Here is a 22,790-nt window from a genome sequence, read left to right on the forward strand (position 1 = left end):
ATACCTAGCAGTGAACTTAGGCCCAAGCGTAGAAGCCGTATCTAAAAATAGAATTCATTCCAGGAGGTAAGCTATGAATAAGAGAACAGGCTTTAGATTTTTAGTTGTAATTATGATGATTTATGTATTTACTTTTAATCTGGGTGTGGAAACTGTAAAGGCAAATTCCGTATATTATGTTTCTACAACGGGGAATGACATCACTGGAACCGGTACACTATCAAATCCATGGAAAACCATACAAAAGGCAGCAGATACCATGAAAGCCGGAGATACCTGCATCATACGAGGTGGTACATACCGGGAAACAGTAACACTTCATACTTCCGGAAGTTCTGCAAAACCCATAAACTTTGAGGCTTATACAGGAGAGAACGTAACGGTATCCGGTGCCGATCTGGTTACTGGCTGGAAAAATTACTCCGGATCCATCTATTATGCGGAAATGAAGGGTTCCCTTGGAACAAAAAATCAGATATTTGTTAATAAGCAAATGCAATTTGAAGCCAGATGGCCCAATTCACCAACACTTGATCCCTTAAATTCAAAATATGCAACAGTTGATTCCGGTTCCACTACAACCATCAAGGATGGAAACTTAACTCAGGCACCTGGATACTGGGTTGGCAAAACGGTTTGGAGTGTTCCGGGAACAGGCTACAAATCTTATAAAAGTACCATTACCAGCTCAAGTGACGGCTCCATTACCTTTGATCAAATAGATACTGCAGCGACAGGCGGTAACAGCTATTATATTACTGGTAACCTTAAAGATCTTGATAGTGCGGGAGAATGGTATTATGACAGCACTACTGGCAGACTTTATTTATGGGCACCTGGTGAAGTTGATCCGAATACTTTGACAGTAGGAGCAAAGAAGCGGACTTATGCATTTGATTTAAGTTCCCGATCTTACATAAATATTACCGGAATTAATATCTTTGCCTCCAGCATTAAAATGTCGAATTCTAATTACTGTAAAGTTTCTAATATGATTGCGGAATATGTCAGTCATGATTCGGATGTTACGAGACAATACAGTACAGGGATATTTATGTCCGGTACCAATAATGAGCTTAGAGACAGTACTTTGACCTACAGTTCCGGTAATCTGGTGAGTATAGAGGGAACAGGAAATAAGGTAATTAATAATCTTATTCATGAAGCAAATTATTCGGCAGCGGATATTCCGGCAATCTATCTATTGGGGGCAAACCATCTAATCAGTCATAATACGGTATATAACGCTGGGCGTCATCTGATATTTATGCCTACCCAAAACAGCCAGATACAATATAATAATCTGTACAATGCAGGAAAGCTGACAAAAGACTGCGGAATACTCTATGAATTTGCCTGGGATGGGCAAGGGACGGTAATTCATCATAATTACATCCATGATAATCTGGCAAAGAATTATTCCGGCACTGGTATCTATCTGGATAACGGTAGCAAGGGCTATATTGTGCATCATAATGTTGTATGGGGAAACTATACAGGGATAAGATTGAACACACCCAGTAATTTTAACCTGATTTATAACAATACCACCTACAGTAACGGAAATGTAGGATATTGGGGAAGTAATTTTCAGTCAGATATGTACGGCGACAGAATTTTCAACAATATCTTTACTACTACCTTTACACTGCCTGGTACTCATATAGAGGGAAATAATATTACCTCAGAAACCAATCCGTTATTTGTGAATCCCACAGCATATGATTTCAGGTTGCAGTCTACTTCTCCAGCTATTAATGCAGGGGTTGTAATATCTGGAATCACGAATGATTATGTTGGTGCGGCACCGGATATTGGAGCATATGAGTTCGGTGGAACTGACTGGACTGCTGGGCATGATTTTTCTTCACCTCCGGACCCGGTTTTTGAGAGTGTCGGCTTACTTTATGTTAATAACGTAAGGCAATCTGATTTCGAGAAAGGGATAATCTCACCATGGGCAGCAACATATTCAGATACTGCTGCAAGTGTATCGGTACCAAGAAGCGGCTCTAAGAGTGTTAGATTGGGACCCGGAGAAGATGGTATCGAGCAGGTACTTACGGGGCTAAGTCCTAATACCAGCTATATGTGTACCGCCTGGGTTAAGGCAGACATAGGAGAGCGGATTCAGATTGGCGTTAATGGCTTTGAAGGAACGGATGCATCCGCAACATCTGACAGTACATCCTGGACAATGGTAAACATTCCTTTTACAACCGGAGCAGGCGCTACCAGGGCAACAGTGTATGCTTACAAGAATCCTGGTACAGCATATGTTTATGTGGATGATTTTGGGGTAGTTGAGCAATAAATTATTTTACTGGTTTTATGTTTGACAGGATTGTCAGAAATTCAGAAAAACCAAGACTGCCTTGGGGCAGATGGATCAGGAGGGACACTTTCAGTAGAAAATAAAAAAAGAAAGACATAAAGACTCTGATCTAAAAATGATAGATTTTTCGCCAAGGGGCGACCAAGCCTTAGGGTCATCATTTTTGTACACTCAAGGCACGTGGAGTGCGTGGTAGTAATATATCGGGATCAGATGTGAATAGCACTCAAAGTTTGCCCAAAGCCTAAATAGTTTGCCTAAGAGCCGAGCGATAATCAGGTATTCGCTCCTTATTTTCTCGGCTTTTTCTTATTTTAGGGGAAAGGGGAGATCCTAAACCACTCAAAATCCTTGTTATATCAGGCTTTTTCTCGATTTATTCATCCATCATTCGCTTCACCCCGAAACCCCGCGTCCCCTTTCTTTTCCCATTGGAAGTTCCCAGTATCCGCCGCTTGAAACCTATTATGCATATTCACAGATTCCCTCTGCTCATACTGGTCGGGCAATAGCGAAAGTAAGCTATGATTTTGAGCGTATTGAGGATGTAAAACAATACATGCTGGAAAAGTTTAGATTACACATTCCTTACCTGACTAACGTCTGAAAATCGAAAAAGCATAACAGCAATGATTGCCAACTTTCAATTGGAGGTGGCCGAGGCGGAGTTAACTTTAAAGTGAGTGCTCGAAACAAATATGGACATGCATCGATATACCTACATTTCGAGGAATGTCAGAAGAAGCTGTACCATTCCTTCGAGAGCAGGATTAAGGAACTTCAGAAGGATATACACCCCATGCTAAAAGCTGAGGTTCGAAAAATAGGGGTTAGTTTTAAGCCGGACAATGATTTGGATACTACGATCAGGAACCTGTCTCAACTTCTTGATAAGATGTTGAAGACGATGGGACCAGAACTGTATGCAGGGCTTAGATAAAAGACTGAACAAACCGCTGAATAAGCGGTTTTTCTTTTTAAGTCAGTAAGGTATAATCATGGAATAAGAATAAAGTAAGAATCGAGTAAAAATGGTGATACTTATGAGGTGGTCACGTTGGAACTAAAGCTTTTCTATAAAACGCAAAGGGAACTCGCCACAGCAATCAACGAGATTGTTGATGCCTATTGGGATGATAATGTAAGCGAGGATTTGCTGAAAAAGAACATAGCGAACATCTATATAAACAACCCACAGAAGATTTTGAAACAAGCGGAATTCACCACAATTCTCAAGCAACAATGTGGCAAACGACGGCTGGAGGTTGTTGAACGGGTACTAACCATAACTGGAATGTTAGAGTATGAAAAATCCACTGGAGAAAAAGCAGGGAGTTGAATTATGTCTACAGAATTAGAATATAGTGCCACTTTAACTGGTGCTTCATTCATGTTCTATGAATTTAAGCAGGTCATAAGTCTTAGATTGAGTGGGTTTAGTGAGCAGGACATAAGGAAGAAAGTTCTTTCCGAAAACCTATTTCAATATCAGATTAATGCAAGTCTAAAACGTAGTTTGCCTTCAGTATTACGGAGAGTAAGGACCCTTGATGAATTGTTATGTCAAATGGTTTTAGAGCAAACATTGGAAGCGGGTAAGCTCATTAACCTGTATGCCATTATGAAAACGGACAGACTATTCTTTGAATTCATGAACGAAGTTGTTCGTGAGAAGCTGGAGTCAAATCATTATTTACTGGAGAGAAAAGATCTGAACCTTTATTTCGTGTCCAAAGCTGAACAAGATACAGGGGTAGCAGGTTGGACAGAGCAAACTGTTACGAAATTAAAGAATGTCATCCAACGGATACTGCTTGAGTCAGGCATATTGAAAGATAAACAGACAGGTGAGTTAAGTCGTATTCTCATGGATGACCAGTTAAAGCAACACTTGATTCATATCGGAGACGTCGCATATGTAAGAGCGATGGGTGAGTGAGGGTAGAAGAATGGCGAATTTGAATAGCAGATTGGATAAGATTATCCCAAAGATCAAGGAAGATAAGTTTATTGAGGGTAGAGGACTTGGGAATGAAATAAGCTTTTATGTATTTGATTATGAGCCGGAGAAGGAACTACTCATGCGGGATTATATCTCCCATATTTTGAAGGAGTTCAGTTATGAAGGTTCTAACCGCCGGATAATTGAGTTTGATCTGTATAAATTGTTAATCGAGATCGCGAAGGAAAAGAGGATTTACGATCGTATCCCCCAGATGGAAGAAAAACAGGGTAAAGATGCTTTATTTAAGGCAATGGCTAATTTCGCCAAGCCTGATATATTTCTTCAAAAAATTAAAGAGCAAATAGCCGATAATAATGTTGTGTTCATCACGGGGGTTGGCAAGGTTTATCCGTTTGTGCGTTCCCATAATATATTGAACAATCTTCAAGAAGTTCTGGATAAGATCCCTGTAATTATGTTCTTTCCAGGAAAGTATGACGGTTTATCACTTCGCTTGTTTGATCGATTCAAAGATGACAACTACTACAGGGCATTTCGTTTAGTGGATTAACTTCGAGGGGGCAGTTCTGTGCGTATTAAAGATATGTTTGTGAAAGATATTGAACGTAGCATTAAAGGGGTTATCAAGGTTGCACAAACCGATGAAAATAATATTTACCAAGAACTTGATGAATATGTAGTAACACGAGAACTGAATAAGCATTTATCCAAGTTTTATGAGAACTATCAGCAGAGTATTGATGGTACTACCGATAAGATGGGTGTTTGGATCTCAGGCTTTTTTGGTTCGGGTAAATCGCATTTCTTGAAAATTCTTGCGTACTTGCTTGAGAACAAGAAGGCGAAAGACAAGCGTGCAGTTGATTTCTTCGCCGACAAAATTCAAGATCCAATCGTTCTCGCTAATATGAAAAGAACTTCAAACGTTGAAACAGAGGTTATCCTATTCAATATCGATTCAAAAAGTTCCTTGGACAATAAGTCTAAGGAAGATGCTATCCTTCGAGTATTCTCTAAAGTATTTTACGAGCATCAGGGCTTCTACGGCGACATCCCCGGTGTTGCGGAGATGGAGAAGTATCTTACAAAAGAAGGTGTGTATGAAGACTTTAAACGCGAGTTTAAAGCGGCGGCGGGAGAAGAATGGGTAGAACGCCGTAATACTTTCTACTTTGATGCGGATTATGTCATTGGTGCACTAACCAAGGTTACCTCTATGTCCGAAGAAACAGCTCGCAATTGGTTCGAAAATGGAGTTAATAATTTTGAAATCAGTATTGAGAAGTTCTCGAAGGATGTAAAGGAATACATCGCACAGAAAGGGAACAACTTCCACCTTATTTTCCTGGTTGATGAGATTGGCCAATACATAGGTGACAGTAGACAATTGATGCTTAACCTACAAACATTGGCAGAGGATCTTGGAACACATTGCTCTGGTAAAGTGTGGATCATGGTTACTTCGCAAGAAAGTATAGATAGCATTGTAAAAGTAAAGGGCGATGACTTCTCCCGCATCCAAGGACGATTCGATACGAGATTGTCGCTTTCCTCGATCTCAGTTGATGAGGTTATTAAGAAGCGGATACTTGAAAAGAAGGGGCATGTCGTTGACAAACTAAAGCTTCTTCATCTTGAGAAGAGTGCAACACTCAAGAACCTTATGAGCTTCAAGGATAGCACAGCGGATCTGAGAGGTTATGAGAATGATCTGGAGTTTGCGGACGTGTATCCGTTCCTTCCTTACCAGTTTAAGCTCCTACAAAACGTTTTCGAGCAAGTGCGTAAACATGGAAGTTCAGGCAAGCACTTGTCTGAAGGGGAGCGTTCTATGCTCTCTGCGTTCAAAGAAGCGGGCTTGCGGTTTAAGGATGCGGAGGAAGGCACACTTATTCCTTTTTACGCATTCTACGATACAATAAAAGAGTTCCTAACTCCTTCGATTTCAAGGGTTATCGAAGGTGCATATGAGAACCCTGCGTTGCGAGACGACGAATTTAATATGGATCTGCTTAAAGTGCTATTCATGATTAAATATATTAAAGAGATTCCTGCCAATATTGATAATATTGCTACACTTATGGTCACGCAGATCGATGAAGATAAGTTGGCGTTGAAGGAGAAAATCAAGGTTTCACTTCGAAAGCTGATTTCACAAACGCTCATCCAGAAAAACGGTGATTCCTACCTATTCCTGACGGATGACGAGCAAGATATTAACCGTGAGATTAAGGCGATGAAGATTGAAGAGGATGTCATCAAGCGTGAGCTTGCTAATTACGTTTATCAAGACCTGTATGATGACAAGAGATACCGCTATTCGGCACAATACCAGTTCTCTTATAATCAGAAGATGGACGAGAAGAACATCGGTAATCAAACATCGAGTATCGGAATCAATATTCTCTCGCCGCTGTCTGATCATTATGCCAAATCCGAACAAGAACTAATGCTCATGTCTTCTGGCACAGGCGAGATGATTCTAAAATTGGGTGCAAATGAGGCTTATGTTGAAGAAATGGAAGAGGTCCTCAAAATCGAGGAGTATCGTAAGAAAAAAAATCCTACACAACTCCCTGAGAGCATTCAGAATATCCTGAACAATAAACAAGCCGAAGCAAGAGATCGTAAGCGTCGGGTACGGGATATGCTGGAAGAGGCGATCAAAGGCGGTACATTCTTTATCAATGGCAATAAGGCGGAGATTAAGGGTTCGACGGTTAAAGAGCGGATTAACGCTGGATTCCTTTCATTGGTTGAGAACGTCTACACGAAGCTTGGATACGTGAAGAACTTCTTGGAATCGGAAAAGGATCTCATCTCGATTTTGAGAAGAAAAAATGAGCAATTGACCATTGATGGCGGATCATCGAATTCGAATGAGCTGGCAGTAAAGGAAGTCATGGACTTTATCAGCTTGCAGGATAGTATCCAAAAGCAAATACGTGTTAAAACGATATTGGATCGCTATAAGGATAAGCCGTACGGCTGGAAGGATCTCGATATATCAGGCTTGATTGCTGAGTTAATGAAAGAACAGCGGATTCGCCTACGGTTTAATTCCGAGTATTTAGAACCAGAAGATGGTAATATTCTAAATGCTTTGACCAAAACGAGTGAGATCGATAAAGTAATTGTCGTTAAGCGGCATTTCGTTGATGAGTCGTTATTGAGAGTTGCTAAAAACATTTGTAAGCAAGTGTTTAACAAAACGGATGTTGCTGATGATGAGGATGGTCTTATTAAGGATATTCGTCATCTTATTGATCAGCAAGTGATCGAGATTAAAGCATTAAAGAGCCGTTATGAAGGAAGGAAATATCCTGGAGGAAGTCTTCTGGACAAAGGTCTTGAGTATTTTGGTGAGTTTACTAAAGGATTAGATAATGTGTCGTTCTTCACCAAGCTTCGTGATTTAGAGGACAACCTTCTTGATTGGGAAGAAGATGTGACCTATGTGAAGAGCTTCTTTGCTTCTCAAAAGGATATTTTCGACAAAGGTCTTCGTGCAATTGAAAAGTACAAAGAAAACGATGTTTACTTGTCGGGGAACGAGATAAAAGCGAATGCTGATAGATTACAAGAGATCTTAAATGAAGTACAGCCGTATCGCAAAATCAAAGATATTCCTGAGCTGGTGAATAAAATTGAAGAGCAGATTCAAGGTGTACTTGAAGAGAAGAAAGTAGCGGCTAAAAGCGTTATTCAATTGGATATTAATCATCTTACGTTGCGGGCTAATGAGGATGGTGTGTCTGAGGAAACGAAAGAACGAATTCAGACTTATTATGAAAACCTGTTCAACGCAATGGATGAGCTTGTCGATATTTTTAAGGTGGATGCTACAATAACGCAAAGCACCGCTTTCAAAGAGAAACAAGAACTTATTATTAACCGTGAAATTCTTGAGTTTGAAAAGAAGCAACAAGTGGAGCCATCAGTTACAGGGGGCGGCGGCAGAGATAAAACGCCAGTTATAGTAAAGCCTGTTTCTCAGAGAGAACGAGTAAAAGTGAATGATCTACTTGCCACTAAGACCTTACGCACGGAAGCTGATGTGGATATGTTACTGGACACATTGTCTGCAAAGCTGAAGCAAATTATTAAGAGTAACAAACAAATCGAGTTTATTGATTAAAAAAGTGTGCCGTGGCTTTGGCCGCGGCACTCTGATTATTGTAAAACACATCCAATATTAGGTTGGTGAATTAGCTCATGAATAAGACGGCATTGAAAAACTTTGCGACGAGTGCTCGTATAGAACTGATTGAAAAAGTTAAAGCTAAAGCTTTTAAAATAGGAATTACAGAAGAGAACATTAAGAAGGCTCAATTTGAAAGTTCAGATTCCCTTTATATTGATGGAAAACAGCTCTCGGCAACAGAGAAAAAGCAACGGAAAAAACTGATCTCACGAATTAGTGAAATTGGATATAAGCAGGTTATTGAGGAAGTAGCATATACCTGGTTTAACCGTTTTACTGCACTTCGGTTTATGGAAGTTAATAATTATCTTCCTACCAAGGTAAGAGTATTGTCCTCCAACAACACCGATAGTAATGAGCCTGACATTATTAAAGAGGCATTATCGGTTGATTTAGATGTCGATAAGGAATTGGTATATGATCTGAAGCTTAATAATCAGACTGATGAGCTTTTTAAGTATTTGGTTATTAAGCAATGCAATAGCTTAAATAAGGTTCTTCCATTTATGTTTGAAACGATTGATGATTACAAGGAGATACTTTTTCCAGATGGGTTATTGGCGAAAAAATCGTTCCTGCGGGAGATGACTGATGTAACAGCTATTCCAGAAGCGGATTGGGAGCAGGTTGAGATTATTGGTTGGCTTTATCAGTATTATATTTCTGATGAGAAGGATAGAGTATATAAAGATAAGGGGAAGCACAAAAAAGAGGAGATCCCATTTGTCACTCAGTTATTTACACCAAGTTGGATTGTCCGTTATATGGTACAAAACTCGTTGGGAAGATACTGGATTGAATCACATCCAGAAGATTTTGAGATTAAAGGGAGATGGGAGTATTACCTCGAAAGCCAAAGTTATGAGATTGGACCTGAAAGGAAATCGACTCAGTATTTTCAGAAGGATCTAAAAGTAGAAAATATCAAGTGTTTTGACCCAGCAATGGGAAGTGGACATATTCTTGTTTATATGTTTGATATACTGTTTGAGATTTATAGTAAATGCGGTTATATGGATAGGGAAATTCCGAGACTTATTATTGAAAATAACCTATATGGATTAGATATTGATGATAGGGCGTATCAACTTTCTTGCTTTTCTGTTGTGATGAAAGCAATGCAATACAATGATCGTTTTCTTAGAAATATTGAAAGAGAAGGCTTACAAATAAATTTAGCTTCTATTCAGGAGACAAACGGTTTAAATGAAGATGATATCGGTTTTATTGCAAACGATAGAAATGGTTCTGTATTTGAACAAACGAAGGAATTTATTAAACAGTTTCAAGATGCCAAGATATATGGCTCATTAATTAAGCTTAAAGAATTTGATATGGGTTTTCTGGAAGAACGTCTTTCAGAGATTCAAAATAATCCCGTTGAGGATGTGTTTTTAGAGTATTCAAGAGCCAAAGCGTTACAACTCCTTCCTCAGATTATAAAACAGGCGAAAATCATGGGATGCTATTACGATATAATAGTAACGAACCCACCTTATATTACTGATGGAAGAATGAATGGTAAACTATACGATTATCTAAAATTGTACTATCCAGATTCAAAGGCAGACGTGTGTGCATCATTTATGGAAATTAATCATTATTTAAAACCGCATGGATTTTTAGCGATGATCAATCAGCATTCCTGGATGTTTTTGTCAAGTTTTAAGGATTTGAGAATCAAAATTATTAACACGAAAAACATTTACTCAATGTTACATTTGGGAGCGAGAGCATTTGAGGAGATTGGCGGCGAAGTAGTCCAGACTACTGCATTTGTTATAAGAGATAAAAGTAATGAAATTGACAAAAGTATGAAAGGTGAATATATAAGATTAGTTGATTTTAAAAATCACGAAGAAAAAAAAATAAAGGCATTAGAAGCCGTAAGAAACTCAAATGTTTTTTATAGGTACGTTACTAATTTAAATAGCTTTAGTAAGATAACTGGAAACCCCATTGCATATTGGGTGAGTGATAAAATAAAGAGCATCTTTGAAAGTAATAAGAATTTAGGTGACGTTTCAAAACCAAGACAGGGCATGAAGACCTTAGATAATGAAAGGTTCATTAAGTATTGGTATGAAGTGGAATGCAATAAAATCAGTTTCGATTCTGTTGACTTAGAATCAGCTAAAGTATCGAAAAGAAAATGGTTTCCAATAAACCACGGTGGGGAATTCAGAAAATTTTATGGGAATAATGAATTTGTAGTAAACTGGGAAAACGATGGATATGAGATGAAAGAATTAGCCATAAGTAAATATAATTCTGTAACGAGAACTATAACCAACATAGGGTTCTATTATAAAGAAGGGCTAACATGGACAGCTATTTCAAGTGGAACTTTAAGTGTGAGAGATTTTAAACAAGGTTTTCTTTTTTCGAATGCTGGGTTTTGTATGTTCGATTGTGAAAGCAAAAACTATATTAACGCTTTATTAAACTCTAAAGTGAGTGGGAAAATACTGGAGATACTTTCTCCAACCTTAAATTATAATGTAAGGGATATTGCTAATATACCTTATATATATTCCAACTCATCAGATCGGAATGAAAAAATCGAATTATTGACAAACCAGTGTATTGAGATTTCTAAGAGGGACTGGGATTCATTTGAAACTTCTTGGGATTTTAGAGTAAATCCGATTATTTTATATCAACAAGGAACCGATTTAATATCGCAAGCTTATGGTGCTTGGAAGAAAAGTGTTGATAATGACATTACTTGCATAAAAGAAAGCCAGGAAGAGATTAATAAACTATTTATTGAGATTTATGAGCTTACAGATGAGATATCACCAGAAATTTCAGATGAAGATATCTCGATAAGACAAGCGGTAAAAGAGAGAGATATAAGGGCATTTATTTCTTATGCAGTAGGATGTATGTTGGGGAGATATTCTTTAGATAAAGAGGGGGTGATTTTTGCTGGAGGTAAATTTGATCCAGAGGTCTACCAGACATACCCAGTTGATAGAGACAACATCCTCTCTGTTCTCCCTGGTTCTTATTTTGATGATGATATAGTTTCCAAATTGATTGAATTTGTTAAAGTAACTTTTGGAGAGAGTCGATTGTTTGAAAATATGGAGTATATTGCTGAAGCTCTCTCAATGAAGGAAGGAGAAACATCCAAAGAGGCAATTAGGAGATATTTCCTCGCCGAGTTCTACAAAGATCACATTCAAATGTATAATAAGAAGCCTATTTACTGGCTATTCACATCAGGAAAACAAAAAGCATTCAACTGCCTTATCTACATGCACCGTTACGATAAATCAACGTTGTCAAGGATCAGGACAGATTATCTCCACGAGCTTCAGATTCGTATGGATGCCGAGAAGAAAACCCTTCTTGACATTATAAATGGAGATGGAACAACTAAGGAAATTGCAAATGCGAAGAAAGAACTCAAGTCACTTGACCTGAAGATCGAAGAACTGCGGGCATACGATGAAAAACTTCATCACATGGCAGACATGCAAATTGAAATCGATCTTGACGAGGGTGTTGCTGTGAATTACGCAAAATTCGATGGTTTGCTCGCTCCAATCAAATAATTTGGTTACAATGGGGATATGCCAGTTCATCTTGGTATATCCCTGTTTTTAGCCCGATGAAAAAAGGTGTTGATAAATAATGAATATGGATGAAGTTACAAAGGCACTGCAAGAAGCTTTTCTTCAGCCCCTCAATGAAGGTGAGCGTAAGAAGATCATCTTCTGGTTTGATAAGGATCAGGAGTTTGCCGACTACATAAATGAGATTTCCCTTGAGAACGTCAAAATACATACTCTGACTGAGGGAAATAGCTTCTATACGAAGGTGTTGCTCGAAGAAGAGGATCCCACTTCGAACTATTTGATCTATTCCAACCTGGACATGAGCATGGAGGACAATTGGCTGTTGGATACAATTCTGTATTCGAAGACGTTCTATGCAGATAGGATATCCCTCATCATGAATGAACTGAACATCGATCCTTCTCTTCGGAGTTCAGTAAAGAAATATGAGAAATTCTTTGGGAGTAAGGATCGGATTAAGAAATTCAAGGGGTTCGAGGTTAAGGCAAATTCTGAAGGAACAATTGAACTAATGATGATGAATGCGTTGTGCAACCTCAAGACTCCAGATTTCGAGGATGTGCTGAAAGTTGTTCTGATGGATTCACTTGATGACAGCGAAAATAAGTATCTGGATTCGATTTCGAAGTATGTAGGGTTAGAAGTGTTTTGGAATACGGTAACTGAGCGGTATGGCTATGAGCAAAGTCAAAAGTCGCTTAAAACGCTGTTTATCCATCTGACGGTCACTGCACTTAGCCATACGGTTAGTGAGGAACGTCTTTCGCTGGTTAAAGGCTACATTGCTACTCGAAACAAGTCCAATGCTTTGGTGTTCGTCGACCACTGGATGCATCATAAAACGGATTATCACATTTATGATGAGTATGCTGAAATTGCCGAGAGAGAAATTAGGCTATCGGATATCGTAAACCTGCTCCCTGTTGAAGCGTTTAAGGCGGCGGATACGTTCCCTTACTTCGATAAGGCAATTATCATCTATATCGCCAACAGTCTGGAAGATCGGCTTGAGGATTATGATGCATATACGAAGCTGATTAACCTACGGAGAGCAAAGCACTATTATGAGCGGTATCAATCCATTTATGAAGCATTGTTCTATACCGTAAAAATGTTCGAATTTCATAAGAAGTACAGCATGGGTATTCCGAGGACGCAAGCAGTAGACATGTACCGAGCGTATGTGAATGACTATCACCAAATGGATATGTACTACAGAAAATTCTATTTTGCTTACGACAATGATTCGAACAGCGAAATTCTAAAGAAGCTCAAAGTGATGGTTGAGAACCTATATACCAACTGGTATATGAGCGAATTAAGCTCGCACTGGTCCGCCGCTGTACACGATGAGATGAAATCAAGTTGGGTTCTGCCAGGGATTCAAAACCAGAAGGATTTCTATCGAAGCTTTGTTGCTCCGAAAATTTCCAATGGTGATCGGGTATTTGTTATCATATCAGATGCCCTGCGTTATGAGATAGCGGCGGAGTTGGCGGATAAGCTGAATTCGGAGACAACGGGAGCTTGCGACATTCAACCATTATTAGGCGTACTCCCATCCGTCACGAAATTGGGTATGGCATCACTTTTGCCGCACAAGAACTTAGAGATTGACTTGAGTGGTAATGTATTAGTGAATGGCAAGTCTTCAAGCGGCATCGACAACCGAATTGGAATTCTCCAATCAGCAGTATCTGATAGCACGGCAATTCATTTTCAAGAGCTGAAAAATATGAACAAGGCTGGTCGCAGGGAGACATTCAAGGGTAAGAAACTGGTTTACATTTACCACGACAGCATTGATGCAACGGGAGATAAGGCATCGACCGAGATTTATACGTTCACAGCGGCGGAGAAAGCCATTGATGAATTGTACGATATAGTTAAAATTATCAAGGATGATTTGAGCGGTACGAACATTTTCATTACAGCGGATCATGGTTTTGTATATCAACGTGATGCATTGGAAGAGAGTGACAAGATTGAGAACGAAGGTATTCAAGCCTTTGAAGTCAAACGGAGATATTTGTTCTCCCAAGAAAAAGGAGAGCGGAGCGGTCTTCTCGATATTAATTTGGACAAGATGATCCATAATGAACATCAGATCACAACTTACGTTCCGAAAGCCACGATTCGTTTTAAAATACAAGGAGCTGGAGCTAATTTTGTTCACGGTGGAGCCAGCCTTCAAGAGATCGTTGTGCCACTCATTCAATTTAAGAATATCCGTAGTGGGCAGAAGAATAGTCGTGAAATCGAGAAGGTGGATGTTAAGCTTACAAACACTACCAGAAAGATTACCAATAGCCTATTTAACCTTACCTTCTTCCAGACGGAGAAAGTAGAGGACAAACGAATTCCTCGAACAGTGAAGATCTACATGGTGGATGATGCCGATAACGTGATTAGTAACGAGGAAATGATCATCTGTGATCGCACATCTGATAAGCCAGACGAGCGTACATTTAAGCTTCGGTTTGCGTTGAAGTCGATTCCGTATGACAAGAATAGTAACTATTACCTCATTACGAAAGACATTGAGACGGATATCGTCATTGAAAAAACACAATTCACAATCAATTTGGGCATCGTAAGTGATTTTGACTTTTAGAGGAGGGAGGAAACCAAATGGAGACAATAAATGAAGGACAAACACTTGATTTAGATCGGAAACTGAATGACGTATTTTCAGGAAGGGTCGTCCGAAAAGATCTGACGAAGCTTATGAAAGAAGGGGCAAACGTCCCTGTGTATGTACTTGAATATTTACTTGGCATGTATGCGGCGACAGATGACGAGGATAACATTCGAGAAGGAATTGAGCGGGTAAAGAAGATACTCTCAGATAACTTTGTAAGACCAGATGAGGCGGAAAAGGTTAAATCGAGAATCCGAGAATTGGGGCAATATTCAGTTATCGATAAGATCACCGTCACCCTAAATGAGAAGATTGACTCCTATGTTGCGGAGTTTTCGAATCTTGGACTTAAAGGGGTTCCGATTTCGCCGAGCTATGTCAAAGAATTCGATAAGCTTTTGGCCGGTGGCATCTGGTGCATGCTGAAGATGGAATATTTCTTTGATGAGGAAGTGAAGAACAGTAATCCATTTAGTATCAGTAGTTTGAAGCCGATTCAGATGCCGAACATGGATCTGAACGAGGTATTCGAGGGTAGAAAGAGCTTCACGAAAGAGGAATGGATAGACGTACTTATTCGTTCGACGGGCATGGAGCCAACTCAACTTGAGGAAAGAGTGAAGTGGCATCTGTTGCTTCGACTTGTGCCACTTGTCGAGAACAACTATAACATGTGTGAGCTGGGTCCACGGGGGACGGGTAAGTCGCATGTTTATAAAGAGATCTCACCTAACTCTATTCTCGTATCAGGTGGCCAATCGACGGTTGCTAACCTCTTTTACAATATGTCCAGCAAGAAGGTTGGTTTAGTTGGGTTATGGGACATTGTGGCTTTCGACGAGGTGGCGGGTATAACGTTCAAAGATAAAGACGGCATTCAAATCATGAAGGATTACATGGCTTCAGGATCCTTTGCACGAGGCAGAGAAGAGAAGGCGGCTTCTGCTTCTATGGTATTCGTCGGGAATATCAATCAGAGCCTTGATTCTTTAATAAAGACATCCCATCTATTTGCACCATTCCCTGAAGCAATGGCAAATGATTCAGCGTTTTTTGATCGGATGCATTACTACTTGCCAGGCTGGGAAGTTCCGAAGATGCGTCCTGACTTCTTTACGGATAAGTACGGTTTCATTGTTGATTACATGGCTGAATACTTCAGGGAAATGCGAAAACGCTCGTTTGCAGATGCCATTGATCGCTACTTTAAGCTGGGTAATAATCTGAATCAACGAGATGTAATAGCGGTTCGTAAAACAGTTTCAGGCTTGGTGAAGCTCCTTTATCCAAACGGGGAGTATACAAGAGATGACATCGAGGAAATTCTGAAGTATGCCCTTGAAGGAAGAAGACGAGTAAAAGAACAGCTCAAGAAAATCGGAGGCATGGAATTCTACGATGTTCATTTCTCCTACATTGATAAGGAAACGCTGAGTGAGGAGTATGTTTCCGTTCCAGAACAAGGTGGAGGCAAACTTATACCTGAAGGGCTTGGAAAATCTGGGCATGTTTACACCGTAGGGCATGGCGATTCTGGCATGATCGGGGTATATAAACTGGAGAACCAGGTCGTTTCGGGGACAGGGAAGTTTGAGAAGTCGGGTGTTGGATCACATCGAGGAGCAAAAGAAAGCTTGGATACCGCTTTCCGTTACTTTACTTCAAATAGTAAGAGTATCAGCGGTTCGATTAGCACGAAGACCAAGGATTATTTGATGCATATTAGCGACTTGCAGGGCATCGGATTGACGGATGAATTAGCTATAGCTGAATTGATAGGATTATGCTCAGGTGCATTAGAGCGACCCGTTCAAGAATCCATGGTCGTACTTGGTAACATGACGGTCGGCGGTACTATTGCAAAAGTTGAGGAGTTCGCCAATACGCTTCAGGTTTGTGTAGACGCGGGAGCGAAAAAGGTATTGATACCAGCCTCTTCCGTAGTGGATTTTCAAACGGTTCCTGCTGATCTGCTGATAAAGGTTCAGCCCGTATTTTACTCAGATCCGACCGATGCAGTGTTTAAAGCGTTGGGGGTAGGATAAGGAAATGGATGATAAGATACATAAAATTATTACCGAGCTTGATTATGGATCTGCCTATACCATTACTTATACCGATTCTGACGGAAAAAAAAAGTGTTATGATCTTTGGTGAGACAAAGAGAACACTATATATCGTTTACAGACCATCTATTTGCTTGATGGAAAACCAGAGGAGATTGGGGAGACTGTTGGGTACAACAAGTCTGAAGTAACAAGGATATTGATCGAGCTGTCAGCCTATGATCAGTTCCATGTCCGTGAAATTGACTGAAAATAAGAGTTGTCAGGTCGTCGAAAGGGTGGTTTTCGGACTATTTTTGAGATTTTTGCTTACGAAATTCCCATCAACATTGAAGAGTAAGCTGGAATACATATGGGGAATGGCCGATAGTTGGCTGTTCCCTTTTTTCGTGCTGGTCTAATAGCTACTACTTATAGGGAAAAGAAGGAATTACATTCAAATTTGTTGAATTAACTCTGATAAGACAAATCAACATGTTCAACAGCATGAGAAGGGGAAGCTAGATGATCTGGAATATAAGAAATCTTGTCACATTTGTATTTGTCATTGTCATGTGGATGATTGTGGATCGTTTACACATCAATAATGCGTTAGCTTTTATAATCATTTTCATCCTGATGTTTTTGATACTATATGTGCCTATTCTTTTTACTGTATTATGGGATTCTAATTTGAAGAGAATTGAAAAGTTTTTAATGTCGCGAAAGAGTAAGCCAGAATACCATCTATTTTATGCTCTAGCCCATGAAATCGATGAAGAAGTAGAAGACTCAATCCGACTATTGCTCGAAAAGTATAAGGGAATTCACAAACAAGCGTTATATAAAACCGTTTTTGCTTTCTATAAAAAAGAAATTCTGACGGTTAAAGAAGAAATCGAATTGATCAAACCACTGGCATATAAAAATTACTATCGAGCTATCGTATGTATGGAAGAAGGAAATAATGCGGAAGCTCACAAAATCATTCACGACATTCCAACGCCTTGGATGAAAAATGCAATTCTTTCCGAATTGGAGTTGAAATCAAATCATTATGCAGCAGCATTAAAACTGGCACAACAAGCCTTGCATCAATCCAAAGGTTTACAAAAGTATGTACTGTTCAAAACGTATCAACGGAAATTCCCTGAGATGCAATCTGTAAATGGAACACAACTTTAAAAACAAAGGTCTATGCACATTCGCATAGGCTTTTTTCGTGCTGGAGGTGAGCAGAAGATGAGCAAAAATAGTGACAAGCCCAAAAGAAATAGTCCGAAGATACTAACCAAGTACGATCAATTTGTTGTGCCAAGACTCAGGGATATTCCCATTTGGGTACGTGAAGGAGCCACAGATGAAGAGATTGCTAAGCGACTCAATATTCATATTTGGACATTAGGCGATTACCGTAGAAAGCATCCCAAATTTGCGGAAGCATTGGAACGTCCAACCAAGTGGGAAACCCATGTATATCCTAGACTAGCGGAAATCCAGCAATGGTGCGAAGAAGGCGTGAATGCAGAGACATTATCAGGAAACTCGATATAGGTAAAACGACTTGGTACGAGTATATTGATAAACATCCGATGCTGGCTGAACTAGTCAAATGGAGCAAATCTGTCCCTATATCCCACGTAGAAAATTCACTTTTGAAAGCTGCTACAGGGTATGAATATGAAGAAATTAAAACGATTATTGAAGAGGATAAAAATGAAAAAAAGAAAACACGCATTGAAAAGGTGAAAAGGTATCAGCCTCCTAATCCGACAGCGATGATATTCTACTTGAAGAACCGCGCACCTAACGAGTGGAATGATCGGCGTGAGCTAGTGGTCAATACGAAGGCACTGGAGCAGGAACGGAAGCAGCTATTTCTAGATATGATCGAATCTGATATAGTGGATGCCGAATATGAAGCTATTGAGGAATCGGTCGAGATTGAGGAAGGATATATGGAGCCAGATGATTCGCAGCCATAACGTTATGCCGTCAGTATTTGTATAGATAAACGCCCATTTCAGCCCTGAATTAGCCCGTAAATTGCCCAAATTCAGTGCATAAGATAAGTTATGCAATCAGTGGACTTTCCCTCGCATCAACGGTATGATGTGACACACAAGCGAAGGGTGGGGCGAATATGGACTATATTCAAGGGTTTGAAGTACATTTACGGAGCAAGGATCGGAGTGAAAATACGGTTTCCTGCTATATTAGAGACGTATTGCAGTTTATAACCTGGTATCAAAGGAAAACGGAATATGGACTGGACAAGTGGATTGAACTGGATGGAGTAGAGTACAAGAAGGCTCTGCAAAGCACCAACCAAGCTGTACTCACCATTAACCGTAAGATCGCCAGTATCAACGTATTTTCACAATGGATGCACCAACAAGGCTATATTAAGGAAGATATACATATCGAAGCGGTCAGAAACAAGGTTGTTCGCCAATACAAAGGGTTAGCAGAAAAGGATTTGTGGAAGCTGCGGAATGAAATTCACCGTATGGGTAATCGGATGCATATCTGTATGATTGAATTGTTGCTTGGAACGGGGATACGGGTAAGCGAATTGGTTGGCATCAAGCTGAAAGATATTGAAATAAGTGAACGCAAAGGATTATTGAAGGTATTCGGTAAAGGGAATTCCTTTCGTACTATTCCATTAAATAAGGATGTACGAAAAGCCATTACTCGGTATCTTGAAGTCAGACCACACAGTGAATCAGAATGTCTATGTATTGGCCAGCGTGGAGCATTGGAACGAAATGCGATCAACCTGATTTTGAACAAATATGGAGATCGGATCAACGTAAAGGTCACACCCCATATGCTCAGACATACACTTGGCTATAAGCTGGTGAAAACGACTCCCTTGACGACCATCCAACAAATCCTTGGACATGATCATGTAGCAACGACCAATATCTATACCCTAACCACGCAGCAAGATATGGAAATGGCTTTGTCGAATATTGAGTGGTAATGAGCCACTCTTTTTGTCGTGGAGGGAGGGGTACTTCTATGTAGATAAACGGAGCTGCCAGCAAAGGGTGCAGAAATTTTTGTGATGATTTTATAGTGAATATGAGAAAGGAGCTATACCCATTGAAACGATAAAGCAAGAAGAGCAACGCCAAGCTGAGCTGCTGAAGCAGTATATGGAGAAGCATTTCAAGCCGCCCAAAATGAAACAATTGATCGAAACGTTCTCTTTCTCTGAACTACGCAAACTTATTGGTGAGATGGACATTGAGTTTTTCGCTTTAGCCTATTTTCCTAAATACTTTGATCGAGCATTTGGACAGTTTCACAAAGAGTTATTTTCGGAATTAAGACATATGCTTGCGAATACAGGACTGATTACAGCTTTCGGACTCCCAAGGGAGCATGGAAAGTCAACGATCAGTTCTTTTTTATTTCCGCTGTATGCAACTTTATATGATAAATCACAATTTACATTGATCATATCAGCCACAGAACAAATTGCATTGCCCTTCTTGGACATGATCAAAGATGAGCTAGAAACAAATCAGATGCTGATTGAGGATTTTGGGATTCGTAAAGGGAGCCGCTGGAACAATAATGAAATATGGCTGAAGAGTAAAGGTGGGCTGGACTCTTGCATTATGATTCGTGGGATTGACGGTAGCTTGAGAGGAATTCACTATAAGCATCATCGTCCTACCTTGGTTCTAATGGATGATTTGCTCAAGGAGGATACGGCACGATCCGAGGCCAAACGAGAACAGATTAAAAATACATTTACGGATGTTATTCTGCCTATTGGTACAAGGGATACCAATATTCTGATCTGTGGAACCATTTTGAATGAAGAGGACATCATGGCTGATTTGCTCAAAGGTAAAATCCCAGGTGTGAGGAGTATTCGTAAAGCAGCTGTGCTTCAATTTTCGGAACGGGATGATCTGTGGTCAGAGTGGGAGCGACAATATAATAACTTGCAAGACGAGGACAGGATCAATACGGCTTTGTCTTTTTTCATGGCGAATGAGAAGGAAATGCTAAAGGGTACAGAAATCCTGTGGAGCGAGTACTTGGACTATTATTATTTGATGTGCAAGAAGCAAGCCATGGGTGAAAAGAGTTTCTATAAAGAGCTACAAAACGATCCGCGTTTAACAGACGAATACATATTTCAAAATCTCATGTATTGGGACAGATTGCCTGAATTTGAGGACATGGAACTAGCCATGTACATTGATCCAGCTATTAAAGCAGGGAAGAAAAATGACTTTACGGCTATTTCAATTATTGGTCAGCACCGAAGGACGAAGCAAATGTATGTGATTGACGGGAACATCTATAAACTGCTGCCGGATGATTTGTTCCAAGTGGCTATTGAAAAATTGAAGCTTTATCCTGTAGATAAGCTGGGATTTGAAGTCAATCAAGCGCAAAGCTATATGAAGCAAAAGTTTGAAGAAGAATTATGGAAAGTGAAGATACATACGCCTGTTGAAAGTGTCCATTCCAAGGGGCAGAAGCATGAACGAATTATTAGCTTGGAGCCGGAAGTGAAGAAGGGCCATATTCTTTTCAATTCGGATAACCTCAGATATAACCATCAAGTGAAGGATTACAATCGAAACTGTACATACGACGATGCGCCAGATAGTTTATATGGGGCTGTTCAATTGATACAGTCGGTCAAGAGTCTGAAGTTTTATGATCGAAGTTTGTTATTTTGAGGGTTTTGCTAAAACTCAAATCTTATTTTATCCAATCTCGTTAAGTCAATGGACAGGATACAGCAGGAAAATGTCGAATCACTAATTATGACCGCATTTGCTGTTGTAACTCTAAGGGGTGTGTTAAATTGGAATAAAATGGTTAGCATATCGAATCTTTCCTGAACCATTAGGAACCACTTATCAGGATTATGACTTAATGAATAGAGCTGACGTTGAAAAGTTATTTGATTACTGTCAAATATTGGAGGCTATGATTTCAAGACAGGGTTGGCAATTTTTAATAAATCATCATAGCTATCTAGTATTGTTTGAGATAAATAAAGGAAGTGAACGGTTTGATTGTGAAAGCCTTGAAGAATTTATTTTTGAAGTTGAATCTCATATTGATTCGTTACCTATTTAAGCTCCCTCGAAGTAGCAAAAGGCAGCTATGGGCAGACATGAGTACGGTGAAACTATGTACGACTATATAAGTATCCATTCGGATAAGTACATGTCCAAAATTAAATCGGAGGTTGCTGAGCAATTCTTAACCTCTGTTTTGGGATTCACAAAAGCAAGTCACCTAACATTTCATAAAGAAGTCAATGGGGAGATTGTTAAAGTAACTGGTATTCTCGCTAATCCAAATGGGAACTATGCTTTCGACACACTTGATGGTACTGAAGAAGTAAATTTAATTGAAATTGATGTACCAACATACACTGATGACATCTTAGAACTAATATTATCTAGCATTGCAATTTCGATTACGAAAGAATTTTCGTGGATAATTGACGACGACCATGGATTGAACTAACGGGTAGAATAGTTAAGTGTTGTGGCAACCATACAAGCTGATAACTGTAATCAAGACAATAACAGTTACAGCACTCATGATGCCTAAATTTCTTGAACTTTTTAGACATGTGAATCGTATGTATCATGATACATAAAGAAACATTATAGGAATCCTTATGAGGGAGAGATTTTATTGAAGAAGGGCTTAAAGTGGACGCTGTGGATTGTATTGCTGCTGATTTTAGGTGGTATTGTTTTAAACTTTTATTTGAATTATTTCACATTCGCCTATGCCTTGATGGGAGTACTCCTGCTTGTATTCTCGGGTTGGGGAGCTGTGGCCAAATTAAATAAAGACGTACATGAATATGAGGACCATATGAGAAGAAATTCGAATATAGAAGACATTGAACAATATACCAGATAGCGTCCAGACTGCGAGCTTAATTTTTTTATAATACAATATTGGTAAATGAAGGATAGAATTAAACATTATAAAATATGGAGGTCGGAG

Annotated in this window: 16 protein-coding genes; all 16 read left to right on the forward strand. The window is 39.5% G+C overall.

Annotated features, from left to right (window positions below; all coding sequences use genetic code 11):
* The first annotated feature begins 73 nt into the window (after positions 1–73).
* The 16 genes from ACEN8J_RS04365 (at position 74) to ACEN8J_RS04440 (ending at position 22,703) form a co-directional block, all read left to right on the forward strand.
* On the forward strand, positions 74–2,314 hold the full coding sequence (locus ACEN8J_RS04365; RefSeq protein ID WP_495594265.1) for a right-handed parallel beta-helix repeat-containing protein: 2,241 nt from the start codon (positions 74–76) through the stop codon (positions 2,312–2,314).
* A 1,069-nt stretch (positions 2,315–3,383) separates the two neighbouring features.
* Positions 3,384–3,674, forward strand: coding sequence for a TIGR04540 family protein (locus tag ACEN8J_RS04370; RefSeq protein ID WP_440723522.1), 291 nt, complete (start codon positions 3,384–3,386; stop codon positions 3,672–3,674).
* A 3-nt stretch (positions 3,675–3,677) separates the two neighbouring features.
* The gene (locus ACEN8J_RS04375; protein WP_449292400.1) at positions 3,678–4,274 is read left to right on the forward strand and encodes a DUF1819 family protein; all 597 of its coding nucleotides are present in this window, start codon (positions 3,678–3,680) and stop codon (positions 4,272–4,274) included.
* A gap of 10 nt (positions 4,275–4,284) precedes the next feature.
* Complete coding sequence (locus ACEN8J_RS04380; RefSeq protein WP_449292401.1) at positions 4,285–4,851, forward strand: DUF1788 domain-containing protein; 567 nt, start codon at positions 4,285–4,287, stop codon at positions 4,849–4,851.
* Positions 4,852–4,869: 18 nt separating this feature from the next.
* Positions 4,870–8,439 (forward strand): BREX system P-loop protein BrxC, encoded by a 3,570-nt coding sequence (gene brxC / locus ACEN8J_RS04385; RefSeq protein ID WP_449292402.1) that lies wholly within the window; start codon positions 4,870–4,872, stop codon positions 8,437–8,439.
* A 77-nt stretch (positions 8,440–8,516) separates the two neighbouring features.
* Complete coding sequence (gene pglX / locus ACEN8J_RS04390) at positions 8,517–12,068, forward strand: BREX-1 system adenine-specific DNA-methyltransferase PglX (protein ID WP_495594266.1); 3,552 nt, start codon at positions 8,517–8,519, stop codon at positions 12,066–12,068.
* Positions 12,069–12,147: 79 nt separating this feature from the next.
* The gene (pglZ, locus tag ACEN8J_RS04395; RefSeq protein WP_495594267.1) at positions 12,148–14,706 is read left to right on the forward strand and encodes a BREX-1 system phosphatase PglZ type A; all 2,559 of its coding nucleotides are present in this window, start codon (positions 12,148–12,150) and stop codon (positions 14,704–14,706) included.
* Positions 14,707–14,723: 17 nt separating this feature from the next.
* Positions 14,724–16,778: a protease Lon-related BREX system protein BrxL gene (gene brxL, locus ACEN8J_RS04400; RefSeq protein WP_449292406.1), complete on the forward strand. Its 2,055-nt coding sequence runs from the start codon at positions 14,724–14,726 to the stop codon at positions 16,776–16,778.
* A 525-nt stretch (positions 16,779–17,303) separates the two neighbouring features.
* Positions 17,304–17,963, forward strand: coding sequence for a hypothetical protein (locus ACEN8J_RS04405; RefSeq protein ID WP_449292407.1), 660 nt, complete (start codon positions 17,304–17,306; stop codon positions 17,961–17,963).
* A 57-nt stretch (positions 17,964–18,020) separates the two neighbouring features.
* A complete protein-coding gene (locus ACEN8J_RS04410) occupies positions 18,021–18,332 on the forward strand; it encodes a hypothetical protein (RefSeq protein WP_449292408.1) in 312 nt (103 codons plus the stop codon).
* A complete protein-coding gene (locus ACEN8J_RS04415; protein ID WP_495594268.1) occupies positions 18,281–18,763 on the forward strand; it encodes a hypothetical protein in 483 nt (160 codons plus the stop codon). The genes ACEN8J_RS04410 and ACEN8J_RS04415 overlap by 52 nt, the downstream gene beginning before the upstream one ends.
* Positions 18,764–18,921: 158 nt before the next feature.
* Positions 18,922–19,767, forward strand: a complete 846-nt coding sequence (locus ACEN8J_RS04420) for a tyrosine-type recombinase/integrase (RefSeq protein WP_449292410.1) — start codon at positions 18,922–18,924, stop codon at positions 19,765–19,767.
* A 175-nt stretch (positions 19,768–19,942) separates the two neighbouring features.
* On the forward strand, positions 19,943–21,493 hold the full coding sequence (gene terL / locus ACEN8J_RS04425) for a phage terminase large subunit (protein ID WP_495594269.1): 1,551 nt from the start codon (positions 19,943–19,945) through the stop codon (positions 21,491–21,493).
* A gap of 199 nt (positions 21,494–21,692) precedes the next feature.
* Positions 21,693–21,899 carry a hypothetical protein gene (locus tag ACEN8J_RS04430; RefSeq protein ID WP_318627481.1) on the forward strand — a complete coding sequence of 69 codons (207 nt, stop codon included), beginning with the start codon at positions 21,693–21,695 and terminating at the stop codon, positions 21,897–21,899.
* 90 nt (positions 21,900–21,989) lie between these two features.
* Positions 21,990–22,295 carry a hypothetical protein gene (locus ACEN8J_RS04435; RefSeq protein ID WP_318627480.1) on the forward strand — a complete coding sequence of 102 codons (306 nt, stop codon included), beginning with the start codon at positions 21,990–21,992 and terminating at the stop codon, positions 22,293–22,295.
* 174 nt (positions 22,296–22,469) lie between these two features.
* On the forward strand, positions 22,470–22,703 hold the full coding sequence (locus tag ACEN8J_RS04440; protein ID WP_495594270.1) for a hypothetical protein: 234 nt from the start codon (positions 22,470–22,472) through the stop codon (positions 22,701–22,703).
* Positions 22,704–22,790: the final 87 nt, after the last annotated feature.

The sequence above is a fragment of the Paenibacillus sp. Paensp38 genome (genome assembly GCF_059491915.1).